This is a genomic window from Streptomyces sp. ISL-10 (assembly GCF_018614575.1).
Lineage (GTDB): Bacteria > Actinomycetota > Actinomycetes > Streptomycetales > Streptomycetaceae > Streptomyces.
Genome location: NZ_JAGGOJ010000047.1, coordinates 67145 through 83147, shown reverse-complemented (window position 1 = coordinate 83147; position 16003 = coordinate 67145). Strand labels below are relative to the sequence as shown.

2 protein-coding genes are annotated in these 16003 nt (G+C 72.1%); both read right to left on the bottom strand.

The genetic code is table 11. The features are described from left to right. Positions 1-166 precede the first annotated feature (166 nt). Positions 167-376 carry an MbtH family protein gene (locus J7E88_RS34335; RefSeq protein WP_215187414.1) on the bottom strand — a complete coding sequence of 70 codons (210 nt, stop codon included), beginning with the start codon at positions 374-376 and terminating at the stop codon, positions 167-169. Further along, positions 373-15918: a non-ribosomal peptide synthetase gene (locus J7E88_RS34330; RefSeq protein WP_215187413.1), complete on the bottom strand. Its 15546-nt coding sequence runs from the start codon at positions 15916-15918 to the stop codon at positions 373-375. The genes J7E88_RS34335 and J7E88_RS34330 overlap by 4 nt, the downstream gene beginning before the upstream one ends. Positions 15919-16003 lie beyond the last annotated feature (85 nt).

The window sequence follows — 16003 nt, the reverse complement described above, 5'->3', positions numbered from 1 at the left end:
GCCCCGCCCCGCCCCGCCCCGGCCGGCGGCGGCATGCGGCGGCCGCGGCGTCGGACCGGCGTCGGAGCCGGGCCGGCGGGCCGCTGTTGCCGGACCGGTGAACGCGCGTCGCCGTCCGGCGGTGAGGAGTTGCCTCACCGCCGGACGGCGACGTTCTTCCGCAGGCTCAGGCCTGCTGCGCGATCAGGCTCGCGGGCCGCAGGTCGCTCCAGTTGGCTTCCACGTAGGCCAGGCAGGCCTCCCTGCTGTCCTCGCCGAAGACGGTGCGCCACCCCGCAGGCACCTCCGCGAAGGACGGCCACAGCGAGTGCTGGTTCTCGTCGTTGGCCAGAACCAGGAAGCGGCCCTGCGGGTCCTCGAACGGGTTCGTTGTCATATGTCGTCACTCCTCATGGACATTACGGTGAACAGCTCCGAGAGCGGCTGTTCCGGGTCGGCTGCCACGTTGTGCAGCAGCACCTGAAGTTCGTCGACGAGCTGCTGTGCCTTGGCCGGGCCGAGCAGTTCGCTCGCGTGGATCAGCTCGCAGTGCACCGGCCCGTCGCCCCGCGGCTCGTAGAAGCTGAGCGTCAGCTCGGCCCGCGTCGAGCCGGTCGGCACGGCGTGGAAGGAGCCCATGCCGCCCTCCAGCTCCACGAAGTCCGCCTGCTCATGGTGGATCACCATGACCTGCGGTCCCTCCGGGGGCAGGCCGGTCGCCCGGACGACCTCGTCGAACGGGACGTCCTGCCGGTCCAGGGCGCTGAGCGTCGTTTCCCGTACCCGGGTCAGCAGCTCGGTGAAGGTCGGGTCCCCCGCGGTGTCGGTGCGCAGCACCACGGTGTTGAAGAAGCAGCCGACCAGGTCGGCCAGTTGCTCGTCGCCACGGCCGGCGACCATGGTGCCGATCGGCAGGTCCGTGCCCACGCCGTGGGCGGTGAGCAGTGCCGACAGGGCCGAGTGCAGCACCATGAACATGCTGGTGCCGGTCGCCTGCGCGAGCTTGTCCACCTCGGCGTGGAGCCGCTCGTCGAGGACGAACCCGACGTAGTCGCCGCCGTGGCCGGGCAGGCCGGGGTCGGCGGGACGCGGCCGGTCCGTGGGCAGTGTCAGCACACGCGGGATGTCCTTCAGCGTCTGCTGCCAGTACGTGAGCTGCCGGCCGCCCAGGCTGTCGGGGTCACCGAGGTCGCCGAGCACCTCGTGCGCCCAGTGGGTGTAGTCGGCGTAGGTCACCGGCAGTGGCTCCCACTCGGGCGCCCGGCCGGTCGCCCGCGACGCGTACGCCGTGGTGAGGTCTCGGAACAGAGGCACCACGGACCATTCGTCCACGGCCAGGTAGTGCATGGTCAGCAGCACCGCCTGGGTGCCGTCCGCCCCGGTGAGCAGCCGGGCCCACACGGGCGGTTCCAGTGACAGCTCCGCGGTCCCGGCGGCGAGTTCGGCGAGTCGGGCGTCCAGATCGGCGCACCGCTCCGACTCAAGGGCCGGGGTCGCGGATGCCTGCTGGTGAACGGCTCCGTCCCGCTCGGTGAAGACGGTGCGCAGCGGCTCGTGCCGTGCCGTCACATCGTCCAGTGCGGCCGACAGCGCCTCGGCGTCCAGTCCACCCGGCGAGCGCAGCACAAGCGCGTGATCGAAGGCCGCGTGCCGCCGGTACGACGACCACTGCCAGCGCTGTACGGGGGCGACCGGCAGCGCGGCACCGTCCGTGGGGTGTTCGACCGGGCGCAGCAGGGGCCTGGCGGCGGACGCGCCGTCGAGCTTGGCCGCGATGCCCGCGACGGTCTGTGCGTCGAAGACGTCCCGGATGGTCAGCTCGGCCCCGAACTCGGAGCGGATCCGTCCGAGCAGCCGCATCGAGGCCATCGAATGCCCGCCCAGCGCGAAGAAGTTGTCGTGGATGCCGACGTCTTCCAGCTGCAGGATCTCGCCGAACAGCTCGGCCAGGCGGGCCTGCGTCTCGGTGGCGGGGCGTGCGTCACCGGTCATGGCGGACCAGTCCGGTTCGGGCAGCGCCTTCCGGTCCAGCTTTCCGTTGGGGGTCAGCGGCAGCGGACCGTCCAGGGGCACCACGAGGGCGGGGACCATGTACTCGGGCAGCAGCGCGGCGACGTGGGTGCGCAGCGCCTGCGGGTCGAGCTCGGCGCCGTCGGGGACGGCGTAGCCCACCAGGCGCACGATGTCGCCCTGTCGGTCGGGCACCACGGCGGCCTGGCTGACCGCGGGGTGACCGGCGAGTGCCGCCTCGACCTCGCCCAGCTCGATGCGGAAGCCGCGGATCTTCACCTGGGTGTCGACCCGGCCGAGGAAGTCGAGGTTGCCGTCCCTGCGCCAGCGGGCGCGGTCTCCGGTGCGGTACATCCGGCTGCCGGGCGGGCCGAACGGGTCGGCGACGAACCGCTCGGAGGTCAGCGCCGACTTGCCGAGGTAGCCGCGGGCGAGTCCGCGTCCGGAGACGTACAGCTCGCCGACCACGCCCGGCGGGACCGGGCACATGCGGTCGTCCAGCACGTAGCAGACCGTGTTGGGATCCGGTCGGCCGATGGGCACCCGGCCGGCCGGCCGGCCGCCGTGCTCCCAGGCGGGCCACAGCGTGGAGTTGACCGTCGCCTCGGTGAGCCCGTACGCGCAGATCAGGTTGGCCGTGGCGCCGAAACGCTCGAACAGGTCCGGCGGCACCGTCTCCGTACCCACCAGGATCGTGGATCCTTCGGGCAGCTCGCAGCCCGCCGGCAGCGCCGACACCAGGGAGGGCGGCAGGATCATGTGGGTGACCCGCTGGTCCGCCAGGAAGTCGGTGAGCGCCGGTCCGGCGACGCGCGCCTCGTCGGGTATCAGCACGAGCCGCCCGCCATGGCACAGGGCCATGGACAGTTCGAAGACGAAGACGTCGAAGCCGATCGAGGCGAATTGGAGCACCCGGCTGTCGTGCTCCAGGCCCATGCGGTCGACCGCGGTGGCCACCAGGCTGGCGATGCCCTCGTGCGGGACGACGACGCCCTTGGGGCGGCCGGTCGAACCGGAGGTGTAGATCACGTAGGCGGCCTGGTCCAGGCTCACCGGCAGACCGGCCACCTCGGACCCGGGAAGCCGGTCGAGTTCGGCCCTGGTCTCAGGAGCGTCGAGCAGCACCACCGGTACGCCCGCGACGTCCGGAATCTTCCCGGCCACCGACTCGGTGCCGACGACGAGCGTGGCCCCGGAGTCCTCGATCATGTAGGTGAGCCGGTCGGCGGGGTGGACCAGGTCGAGCGGCAGGAACGCCGCGCCGAGCTTGTGGGCGGCGAGCACCGTCGCGATCATGTCCACCGAGCGGGGCACTGCCACCCCCACCGCACTCTCGGCGCCCACTCCCCGATCGGCCAGCAGTCGCGCGATCCGGTTGGCCCGGGCGTCCAACTGGGCGTACGTCACCGAGCGAGAGCGCTCCACGACGGCCACCGCGTCCGGCCGCTCGGCGACCCACCGGGCGAACAGGGCGGGCAGCGAGGCCTCGTCGACGTCACGCCGGGTGGCGTTGAACCCCTCCAGCACCAGCTGCCGTTCGTCGGCGGCGAGTACCTCCGCTCGCGAAACCGGCTGCTCCGGTTCGGTGGCCACCGCCGTGACCAGCCGCCGCAGCCGGTCGCCGAGCCGCTCGGCGGTCTCCTCGTCGAACAGCTCGGTGGCGAACTCCAGTCGGCAGGTGAGCGTGCCCTCGTTCCCGTCGGCCCCGCTCACGTGCTCGGTGAAGCTGAACACGAGGTCGAACTTGGCCGACCGGATCCGGAACGGTACGTACTCGACGCCGAGGCCGGGCAGTTCCATCTCGTCACCGGTGCGGTTGTGGTAGCCGACCATCACCTGGAACAGCGGGTTGCGGGCGAGCGACCGCGTCGGGTTCAGCTTCTCGACCACGGACTCGAACGGCACGTCCGCGTGGGAGAAGGCGGCCAGGTCGGTGTCGCGGACCCGGGTCAGCAGTTCGGTGAAGCTCGGATCGCCACTGAGGTCGGTCCGCAGGACGAGCGTGTTGACGAAGAAGCCGACCAGTTCGTCGAGCGCCTCGTCGCCGCGCCCGGCGATGGGCGAGCCGAGCGGGATGTCCGTACCGGCGCCCATGCGGTGCAGCAGTGCGGCGACGGCCGCGTGCACCACCATGAACATGCTGGTGCCGCTCTCCCGGGCCAGCCGCTTCAGGCCCTGGTAGGCCGTGGCGTCGAAGTCGATGTCGAGCTCGGCTCCGGTGAAGGCCGGCCGTGCGGGCCGGGGCCGGTCGGCCGGCAGCTCGATCTCCTCGGGGGCGCCTGCCAGCGTCGTACGCCAGAACTCCAGCTGCCGGGCCGCCAGGCTCCGCGCGTCGGCCGGGTCACCGAGCAGGCGCTGCTGCCACAGCGCGTAGTCGGCGTACTGGACGGGCAGTGGCTCCCACCGCGGAGCCGAGCCGGACCGGCGGGCGGCGTAGGCGGTGGCCAGATCGCGCAGGAACGGCCGGTCCGACCACTCGTCGGTGGTGATGTGGTGCAGCAGGAGGACGACGACGTGGTCCTGCGGCGCCACCTCGACGAGCGTCGCGCGGAGCGGCAGCTCGGCGGCGAGATCGAACGGGCGGTTGACGGCGGCGTCCACGATGCCGGCCACCTCGTCCTCACCGGCGCGGACGCACTCCACGACCGGATGCGCCTGCTCGACGGGCAGGACCCGCTGGAACGCCTGGCCGTCACGCTCGGTGAAGACCGTCCGCAGCGCCTCGTGGCGTGCCGCCACATCGGCGAGCGCCGCCCGCCACGCCTCCACGTCGAGCGCGCCGCGCAGCCGCATCACGAGCGGGAAGTTGTAGGCGGCCGAGGTGCACTCGATCTGCTGGATGACCCACAGCCGCTGCTGGGCGTGGGACAACGGCAGTTCGGCGGGCCGCTCCCCGGCCGTCAGTGCCGGGCGGTCGGCGGCGTGCGAGCCGTTCGCGCGCTCGACCAGCTCGGCGACGGTCGGTGCCTCGAAGAGGTCCCGGATCGCCAGCTCGGCCTTCAGCGCGCTGCGGGCGCGGCTGATCAGCCTGGTGGCCAGCAGTGAGTGGCCGCCCAGCTCGAAGAAGTTGCTGTCGATTCCGACGCTGCCCTCGGCGAGGCCGAGCACTTCGGCGAAGAGCGCGCAGAGCGTCTCCTCCTGCGGCGACCGGGGCGGGCGGCTGGTGCTCGGTCCGGCGAAGTCGGGAGCGGGCAGGGCCTTGACGTCGAGCTTGCCGTTGACGGTCAGAGGCATCGTGTCCACGGTCACCAGCGCGGCCGGGACCATGTAGTCGGGCAGGCCCGCCTTCAGGTGGTCGCGCAGGCTCAGGACCAGTGCCTCACCCCGCTCCGCGCCTTCCTCGGGTACGACATAGCCGACCAGCCGCTTCGTCCCGGCGGTCTCCGCCACGACGACCGCGGCGTGGGCGACCTCGGGGTGCGCGGCGAGGGCCGCGGAGATCTCGCCCAGTTCGATCCGGTAGCCGCGGATCTTGACCTGGTCGTCGGTACGGCCGAGGAAGTCCAGCAGTCCGTCCGGGCGCTGCCGCACGAGGTCGCCGGTGCGGTACATCCTTGCGCCCGGCGCACCGAACGGGTCCGCGACGAACCGCTCCGCCGTCAGGCCGGGCCGGTCGTGGTAGCCACGGGCCAGGCCGGTGCCGGCGATGTAAAGCTCACCGGGGCAGCCCGGCGGCACCGGGCGCAGCATGGCATCGAGCACATGGGCCCGGGTGTTGCGGATCGGCATGCCGACCGTCGGGGTCGCGCTGTCCACCGTGGACCCGCCGAGCGTGTTGATCGTGTACTCGGTCGGCCCGTACAGGTTGTAGCCGTAGGTGCCCTCGGTGCGCCGCAGCCGCGTCCACACCGTGTCCGAGACGGCCTCGCCGCCGAGGAGGACGAGCGCGGGCCGGTGCTTGCCGGTCGCCTCGTCGGTGGCCTCTTCCCGGTCCAGCAGGCCCTCTTCGATCAGCAGCTGGGCGTATGTGGGCGTCACATTGACCACGTCGACGCGGTGCCGGTCGCAGTAGGCCACCAGGGCTTCGGCGTCGCGGCGCAACTCCTCGTCGCAGACGTGGACCTCGTGCCCCTCGACGAGCCAGAGCAGCTCCTCCCAGGACATGTCGAAGGCGAAGGAGACGGTGTGCGCGATGCGCAGCCGTCGTCCGCCCGCCGAGGCGATCGCCGGGTCGAAGATCTCCTTCTGGTGGTTGAGCTGCATGTTCGTCAGTCCGCGGTACGGGGTGACGACGCCCTTGGGCTTGCCGGTCGAGCCGGAGGTGTAGATGACGTAGGCGGGGTGTTCCAGCCGGTCCGGCACATCGTGCGCGAACGCGGGCCGCTCGGCGTCGGTGATCTCACCGTCCGGGAGAGCGGCGAGCTCGGCCGTGACGGCCGGGTCGTCCAGGAGGAGTTCGGGGGCGAGCGTGCCCGAGGACCCCCGCAGCGTCGGGGCGACCGCGGTCGTGGACAGCAGGCACAGCGGCCCGGTGTCCTCGATCATCAGGCGCAGCCGGTCGGCGGGGTGGTCGAGGTCGAGCGGCAGGTAGGCGGCGCCGGTGCGCAGTACCGCGAACAGCGCGACGACCATCTCGATCGAGCGGGGCAGCGCGAGGGCGACGACCTTCTCCGGTCCGGCGCCACGGGCGAGCAGCAGCCGGGCGAGCCGGTTGATGTGCGCGTCGAGCTCCAGGTAGGTGAGGGCGCGCTCGCCGAACACCAGCGCCACGGCGTCCGGGGTGCGGGCGACCTGAGCCGCGAGCATGTCGGCGACGGTCTCGTTCGGTACGGGATTGTCACCGGCCTCCCACGCGGAGAGCAGCGCGGCACGCTCGCCGGGCAGCAGCAGGTCGAGGGTGCCGACGCGCGCCGACAGATCGCCGATCAGCCGCTCCACCAGGGTTCCGAAGCGTTCCAGCGTGGCCGTGGCCTGCTCGTCGTCGACCAGGTCCGGGCGGTACTCCAGCTTCACCCGGACGACCTCGGCCGGGTTGACGATCAGGGTCATGGGGTAGTGCGTGGCGTCCACGCTGCCCACTCCGGTGATGCCGTGCCGCTCGGTCAGCTGCCGGAACGCGCCTTCGTCGGCGAAGTTCTGCAGCACGTACAGGGTGTCGAAGAGGTTGGTGTGACCGCCGGCCCGCTGGAGCTCGGCCAGCCCGAGGTACTCGTGGTCCATCAGTGCGACACGCTCGGACTGCATACGGCGCAGCAGGTCCGCGACGGTCTCGTCGGCGTGGAAGGTGACCCGCTGGGGCACGGTGTTGAGGAACATGCCGATCGCCGTGTCCACTCCGGGCACGTCGGCCGGCCGTCCGGCGACCGTGGCGCCGAACACGACGTCGTGGCGGCCCACGGTCGCGGACAGGACGAGCGCCCACGCGGCGGACAGCACAGCGTTGATCGTCAGTCCGTGCTCGCGGGCGGACGCCCGCAGGCGGTCACTGAGTTCAGGGCTCAGATCGAAGGTGCGGCGCCGCGGGATCGTCGGCTCGTCCCCTCGGTTGCGCGCCACGAGCGTCGGCTCGTCGAGTCCGGCCAGGGCCTGCCGCCACGTCTCACGGGCCGCGTCGAAGTCCTGCTCGGCGAGCCAGCCCAGGTAGTCGCGGTAGCTGCCGGGCGAGTCCAGCGCGGTGTCGTCGCCCGCCGTGGCGTACAGCCCCAGCAGTTCGTCGAGGAACACGGACTGCGACCAGCCGTCCCAGGCCACGAGGTGGTGGCTGAGCATCAGACGGTCGGTGTTCTCGGTGAGCCGGATCAGCTTGAGCCGGAACAGTGGCGGCGCGGCCAGGTCGAACCGCTCCCGCCGGCCGGCGTCGGCGATCTCCGCGAGGCGTGCCTGCCGCTGCTGCTCGCTCAGGCCGGTCAGATCCACCTCGGTCAGCGGCACCGGCACCTCGGCCGCGGAGCAGACGAACTGCACCGGTGCGGGCAGGCCGTCGCTGGTGATACCCGCGCACAGGCTCGGGTGTCTGCGCAGCAGCGTCGCGCACGCCGCACGAAGCCGCTCGGCGTCGAGGCGGTGGTCGAAGTCGAAGGTGTCCTGCGCGGTGTAGACGTCCAGCGCGGAGGTGTCGTAACTGGCGTGGAAGTGGATGCCTTCCTGGAGCGGCGACAGCGGCCAGATGTCGGCGACGGGCACCGGGCTGACGCTCTCGACCCGGTCGATCTCCGCCTGGGTGAGCCGGACCAGCGGCACGTCCGAGGGTGTGAGGGCCCGCCCGGCCCGGCCGGACTGGGATGTCTGCGCGATGAGTTCACCCAGCGCCGCCGCCCACTCGCGGCCCAGCGCCTGCACGTCCTGCTCGGTCAGCGCGTCGCTCTCGGGCCAGCTCCAGGTGGCGCGCAGCTCGGGACCGTGGGGCGTGTCCGCGCATACCGCGTTGACCTGGAGCGGGTACGGCATGGCGAGGTCGGTGTCCGGTTCGACGGACAACGCGTCGGCCTCGACGGCGGGCGCCCAGTCACGGGTCTGCTCGGCGGGAAGCCGGCCGAAGTAGTTGAACAGCACCTGTGCGCTGGACAGCTGGGCGAAGACGGGGGCGAGCTGCGGGTTGAGGTAGCGCAGCATGCCGTATCCGGCGCCGGAGTCCGGCGCCGAACGCACGGCCTCCTTGACCAGCTTGAGCACGTCGAGGGCGTCTCCTGCGGTGGGGAGTCGTACGGGGTGCAGGCTGGTGAACCAGCCGACGGTGCGCGACAGGTCCAGGTCGGCCCCGTCGCGTCCGTGACGTTCGAGATCCACCAGCAGGTCGCCGCCACCGTCGCCGTCCCGCTCACCGCGCCAACGGGACACGGCGAGGCGCAGTGCGGCGAGCAGCACCTCGGTGACATCGGCTCCGGCAGCGGCGGGCACCGAGGTGAGCAGCGCCTGGGTGTCCTGGGTGGACAGGGACACGACGTGTTCCCGCGCCGACCCGGCTGTGCCGGTACGGCCGGCTCCGGCGACCAGTTCGGCGCCGGGTGCCAGGGTCTGGGCCCAGAAGGGGAGTTCGGCCTGCCGCTGCGGTGAGGTCGCCTGCTCGGCGACGTCCCGGGCGAAGCGCCGCAGTGACGTGGGCACCGGCTCCAGAACGGGCCGCTCCCCCTGCGAGACGGCCTCCCACGCGGTGGCGAGGTCACCGAGGAGCACGCGCCAGGACACGCCGTCGATCGCCAGGTGGTGAACGACGAGCAGCAGTCGCCCGGGCCGGTCGCCGCCGGCGTCGAACCAGACCGCCTGGAGCATGACGCCGCCGTCGGGATCGAGCCGGGAGGCCGCGCCGTCGGACTCCTCGGCGATCACCGCGCGAAGTCCCGCGGCGTCGAGGTTCCGTATGTCGACGCCCCGCAGCAGCGAAGCCGCCTCCACCGCACCCACGGCAAGCGTCTGCGCCGACCACAGCGCCGGAATCGCCGGGCCGAGATCCATACGGGAGAGCGTGAGCCGCAGACCGTCGTGGTGGTCCAGGAGCGCCTGCAGAACCCGTGCCAGCGCGTCGGCATCCGCCGCGGCGGGTGTCTGCACCAGCATCGACAGGTTGAAGCGGTTGATCGATCCGCCGTCCTCGCGGAGCTGGTGGACGATCGGCAGCAGCGGAATGTCGCCCACGCCGTCGGCATCGGCGGCGACCGTGGGAGCGGTGTCCCCGGTGCCGGCGATCGTCGCTGCCAGCGCGGCCGGTGTGCGGTGTTCGAACACGTCCCTGGGAGTGATCGGCAGTCCCGCCTTGCGGGCACGACTGGAGACCGACATGGACAGGATGCTGTCCCCGCCGAGCACGAAGAAGTCCTCGTCCGCGTCGACCTCGTCGATCCCGAGCACGGCGGCGAAGATGGCGCAGAGCTGCGACGCGCGGCCCTCTCGCGACGTCCGTCCCTGCCGCCGCCGGACCTCGGGGGCCGGCAGAGCCTTGTGGTCGATCTTCCCGCCCGGGGTCAGCGGCAGTGCGCCGAGCTCCACGAAATGGCTGGGCACCATGGGTGCGGGAAGGGAAGCGCTCAACGAGCCGCGTACGGCCGCGACATCCAGGGTCGCTCCGGCTGCGGGGGCCAGGTAGGCCACCAACTGCTTGACTCCGCGGTCGTCGTCGCGGGCCACGACCACCACATCGCCGACGGCCGGCTCATCACGCAGCCGTGCTTCGATTTCACCGAGTTCCACCCGGTTTCCCCTGATCTTGACCTGGTGGTCGGTGCGCCCCATGTACGTGAGCACACCGTCTCCACTGAACTGAACCATGTCTCCGGTGCGGTACATCCGCTCTCCCGGTCCGCCGAACGGATCGGCGACGAAACGCTCCGCGGTCAGCGCGGTGCGTCCGTGATACCCGCGGGCCAGTTGGGCGCCCGCGATGTAGAGCTCGCCGGGCTCGCCCTCGGCAACGGGGCGCAGGTACCGGTCGAGGACGTAGAGCCGGGTGTTCCACACCGGACGTCCGATGGGTACGGTGCCCTCTTCGCCCGGCTCGGAGCCTGCCTCCCAGCTGGTGACCTGGATGACGGCCTCGGTCGGCCCGTAGACGTTGAAGAGGGGCACCCCGGTGCGCTCCCGCCAGCGCCGCGCGAGCGGGACCGGCAGCGCCTCGCCACCGCTGAACGCCCTGCGCAGGCTCGACCACCAGGGAGTGCCGGTGTCCTCGGCCAGCAGCGCCGAGTACAGCGAAGGCACCAGATCGACGTTGGTGACCTGCTCGCCGCGGATCAGCTCCGCGAGATACGCCGGGTCCCGGTGACCGTCCGGCCTGGCGATCACCACGGTCCCGCCGGTCAGCAGCGGGGCGAAGATCTCCTGCACCGACGGATCGAAGCTGGTCGAATACTGGTGCAGTACGCGCTCGCCGGGGCCGAACCCGAACCGCTCGGCCGTCCAGGACAGCTGGCCGACGACCGCACGGTGCGTCACCGCCACGCCCTTGGGCCGACCGGTCGAACCCGAGGTGTACATCAGGTACGCGACGCTGTCCGGCTGGACGCACACGGCGGCGGGGGCGGCGGGGACGTCTTCCCGACCGTCGCCGAGGACGATCCGGGTCACGCCGTCCAGCTCGGGCAGGCGCGCCCACGACTCCTCGGTGGCGACGACCGTACGGGCCCCGGAGTCGGCGAGCATGTAACGAACGCGGTCGGCCGGGTAGTCCACGTCGACCGGCAGGTAGGCGGCACCCGCCTTGAGAACACCGAGCAGCGCGACCAGCGTCGGGGCCGAGCGGGGAACAGCGACGGCCACGATGGACTCGGGTCCCACGCCGTGGGCGATCAGCCGGTGCGCCAGCGCCTCGGCCCGCTCCTGAAGTTCGGCGTAGGTCGTCCGCTCGCCGTCGTGGATCAAAGCGGTCGCGTCAGGGGTTCGCCGGACCTGCTCGGCGAACGCTCCATGCACCGTGCCGGCGGGCATCGCGTGCTCCGCTCCGGTGAGGCGGTCCAGCGTGCTGCGCCGCTCGTCGGCGTTCTGCGCTGCCAGCCGGGCGACCGGGAGCCCCGGGTCGGCAACCACCTGGTCGAGCAGCGCCCGCAGCCGGGTGGCGAACCGTCCCGCAGCCGCGGTGTCCAGCCGGGTGGGGTCGTGTTCGAGCCGCAGCTGGAGTCGCTCACCGGGAAGCACGGTGAGCGCCAGCGGGTAGTGCACCGAGTCGCGAATGTGCGACCCGACGATACGGACCTGGCCCGACGGATCGGCAGGCTCACCCGCGTCGGGCAGGTTCTCCACCACGACCAGCGCGTCGAACAGGTCACCCTGCCCGACGGCCCGCTGGATGTCGGCGAGTCCGAGGTACTGCTGGTCCAGCAGATCGGCCTGATCGTCCTGGAAGTGCGCGAGGACCTCGGCGAGCGGCTGCTCCGGACGCCATCGCAGGCGCACGGGCACGGTGTTGATGAGCAGGCCGACCAGCGTTTCGATGTCCTCGACGGCGGCCTGCCTGCCGGAGACCGTGGTCCCGAAGACCAGGTCGTGGGAGCCGACGACATCGCCGAGCACCAGGCCGAACCCGCCCTGGACGATGGTGCTCAGGGTCAGCCCGAGCTGCCGGGCGCGCGCCATGAGTGCCGCCGTGTCCTGTGGGGACAGCTCAAGAGTGACCTTGCCGACCTCACCGGCCTCGCCGGAGCCGGCGTCCGCCGCCCGGACGGGCAGCCTGGCAGGCGTGTCGAGTCCTGCCATCGCCTCGCGCCACGCGCTGCGCGCCTGTTCCCGGTCGCGGGCGGCGAGCCACCCGGCGTAGGCCCGGTAGGTCCCGCGCGGCGCGGCCGGTTCGGCCGTGGCCCCCGGCCGGTAGCCGTCCAGCAGCTCCCGCATGATGAGCGAGACCGACCAGCCGTCGACGACGATGTGGTGCATGGTCAGGACCAGCAGGGACCGCCGCTCGCTGAGCCGGACCAGCGCGGCCCGCATCAACGGCGGGGTCCCGAGGTCGAATCCCTCCGCCCGCTCCGCCGCCGTGACCTCGTCGACGGCCGTGGACTGCTGTACCGCGTCGAGTTCCGACAGGTCGGCGAAGCGCCATGGCAGCTCGACGCGCTCACCGATGAGCTGCACGATCTGACCGTCCGGGCGCTGACGGAAGGCGGCGCGCAGCAGCGGATGGCGGTCGAGCAGACGCTGCGCGGCTGCCCGCAGGGCGTCGGCGTCCACGTCACCGGCGAGTTCGAGGGTGTCCTGCACGGCGTAGCCGTCCACCCCGCCCTCGTCGACGGCGGCGTGGAAGAAGAAACCCTCTTGCAGTGGAGTGGCCGGTACGACGTCGAGGAGACCGGGGACGGCGGAACCGAACTCGGCACGCTCGGCATCGGTCAGCGACACCAGGGAGAACGGCGCGGGCACCGCACCGGATTCACGAGGCGGCGCCTCCACGCCGTCGGTGACGCGCGCGAGTGCCGCCACCGTGCGGTGCCGGAACACGTCGCGAGGGCTGATCGCGAGTCCGGCGGCCCGCGCGCGGGTGACCAGCTGGATCGCGACGATGCTGTCCCCGCCCAGTTCGAAGAAACTGTCGTGGACGCCCACCGACGGCAAGCCGAGGACCTCGGCGAACAGCGCGGCGAGAGCGGTCTCGCCCGGCGTCGTCGGCGCCGCGTCGCCGGTCATCGCGGTCCACTGCGGCTCGGGCAGGGCCCGGACGTCGAGCTTTCCGTTGGGCGTCAGCGGCAGGGGCCCGTCAAGGAGCACGACGGCCGTCGGCACCATGTAGTCCGGCAGCTCCTGCGACACCTGCGTCCGCGCCGCCACCACGGACGCCTCGGCGTCCGCGCCGGCGTCGCCGACCAGATAGGCGACGAGGCGCTTCACACCCCGGTGGTCCTCCCGTACGAGGACGGCGGCCTGGGCGATGCCCGGGCAGGCCATGAACGCGCTCTCGATCTCGCCCGGTTCGATCCGGTGGCCCCGGATCTTGAGCTGGCCGTCCGCGCGGCCGAGGAAGTCCAGGTTGCCGTCCTCGCTCCAGCGGACGCGGTCGCCGGTGCGGTACATCCGCGCACCCGGCGGTCCGAACGGGTCGGCGACGAACCGTTCCGAGGTCAGCCCCGCCCTGCCCAGGTAGCCGCGGGCCAGGCCGCGCCCGCCGACGTACAGCTCACCCTCGACACCCACGGGAACAGGCCGCAGCGCCGCATCGAGCACATAGGCACGGGTGTTGGGGTCGGGCCGGCCGATCGGCGCGGGCCCCTGCCAGCCGGGCTCGGCGAGCCACAGCGTCGAGTTGACCGTCGCCTCGGTCAGACCGTAGGCGACGACGATACGCAGCCGCCCGGACCAGCGGGCGATCAGCTCGCTGGGCACCGCCTCGGTGCCGACCACGAGCACCGCCCCCTCGGGCAGCTCACAGTCCTGCGGCAGCGCCGAGACGAGCGACGGCGGCAGGATCATGTGGGTGGCCAGGTGCTCCTCGATGTAGTCCGTCAGGGCGGGCCCGGCGACCCGGCGCTCGGTGGGGACGATGATGATCCGGCCGCCGACGCACAGCGACATGATCAGGTCCCAGACCGTCACGTCGAAGCCGACCGACGCGAACTGCACTACACGGCTGTCCGCGCCGATGCCGATCCGGTCGGTGGCCGTGGCGATCAGGCTGCCGACCCCGTCGTGCGAGACCACCACGCCCTTGGGGCGGCCGGTGGAGCCCGAGGTGTAGATGACGTACGCGGCCTGGTCGAGGGCGATCGGCAGGCCGGGGTCCGAGTCGTCCAGCGCGGCGGACTCGGCGGCCACGGACGGGTCGTCGAGCAGTACCTGCCCGACGCCGGGCGCTGCCGGCAGTTCACCGGCCAGCTCGCGCGTGGTGACGACGGTCCGCGCGCCGGCGTCGGAGAGCATGTAGGCGATCCGGTCCTGGGGATGGTCGGCGTCCAGCGGCAGATACGCCGCGCCCGCCTTCATCACCGCCAGCAGGGAGACCACCAGTTCGGGCGAGCGCGGGACGGCTACGGCGACGACGTCCTCGTCGCTCACGCCGCGCACGATGAGCAGCCGGGCCAGTCGGTTCGCGGCGGCGTTGAGTTCGGCGTACGACAGTTGCCGGTCCTCGCACACGAGCGCGACGGCGTCCGGCGAGCGGCGCACCTGCTGCTCGAACGCGGCGGGCCAGGACAGTTCGGGAACCTCGCACGGCGCGACTGAGAACTCGTCGAGCAGCTGGGCCCGCTCCGCACCGGAGGTCAGCTCGATGTGGCCGATGGGGCGGTCCATCCCCTCGACGAAGGCGTCGAGGAGCATGAGGAAACGGCGCTCGTGGTCGCTCAGCGTCCGCTGGTCACACACCTCCGCGTCCGCGTCGAAGTGGATACGGATGCTCTTGCCCGCCCGGGACTCGGCGACGGTGACCGCCAGGTCGCTGACCGGGCCGAGCCATTCGGGACGGAGGTCGGCCTCGTGGTCGCCGAAGCGCAGACCGCCGTCGGGCAGGATGTTGACCGTGGGGCCGACCAGCTCCGGTACACCGTCGACCAGCCCCAGGTCCCTCGCCAGGTCCTCGGCACGGTAGCGCCCGTGGTCGACCGTCTCGGCGATCTGACACCGCACCACGTCCACGAGCTCGGTCGCGGTCATGTCCCCGCGGACTGCGACACGCAGGGGGAGAATGTTGGACACCATGCCGGGGACATCCCTCGACTCGGCGTCCTGCCGGGTGGTGACCGGCAGGCCGAGGACGAGGTCCTGCTCGCCGGTGACTCGGTGCAGGTAGGCGACCACGGCCGCCACCAGCAGACGGGACAGGCGCACGCCCGCGCCCGCCGCGGCGACGCGCAGCCGGGCGGTGTCCTGCGGTGACAGCTCCGCCGTGCGCCGGATGCGCCGCGTCATCGGCGCCGACGCGCGCTCGACGAGACGCACGGGCTCCGGTCGGTCGGCAAGCCGGTTCAGCCAGTACGCGCGATCCGCCTGGTACTGCTCGGACGCGCGGTACGCGAGCTCGGAGCCGACCAGCCGCGACAGCTCCCAGTCGGCGTCTCCTGCCGGTTCACCGGACGGCTCACCGGCGGTGTAGAGCTCACCGGCCCGGCGGGAGATCAGCGCGATGCTCATCCCGTCGATGGCGATGTGGTGGTAGCGCTGGTACCACAGGACCCGGTCGTCCGCGAGGCGGAGCAGTGCCTGGCCGAACAGCGGGCCGTTCACCAGGTCGACGGGCCGGTCGCGGTCGTCTTCCGCCCAGTCCGCGGCAGCGCCTTCGGGATCCGTCTCGTCCCGCAGATCGATGGTGGGCACGTCGACGGGGACCCGCGTGATGGTCTGGCGCGGCTCCCCCTCCTCGACACCGACGCGCACATGCAAGCACTCCGCCTCCTCGATCGCCTGCCGCACGGCGGCGGTGAGGCGGTCGAGGTCGACGTCGCCGCGCAGTTCCAGGACGAACGAGACGTTGTAGGCCGAGCTGTCCGGCTCGATCTGCTGGGCAAGCCAAATGCCGGACTGCCCACCGGTGACGGGTATCCCGGCGGCAGAGGTCCGGTCCGACTCGGCGTCAAACATCGTTCGAATGACCTTTCCCTGGTTGTGCGTCAGTGGTGAGTCGTTGTGTGGCGGTGCGTGCCACGCCCGCCCGGCGGGAGACGGC

Bases quoted from the DNA above. Each gene is read 5' to 3' on its own strand.
- J7E88_RS34335 (WP_215187414.1), bottom strand. From the start codon at position 376: ATGACAACGAACCCGTTCGAGGACCCGCAGGGCCGCTTCCTGGTTCTG.
- J7E88_RS34330 (WP_215187413.1), bottom strand. From the start codon at position 15,918: ATGTTTGACGCCGAGTCGGACCGGACCTCTGCCGCCGGGATACCCGTC.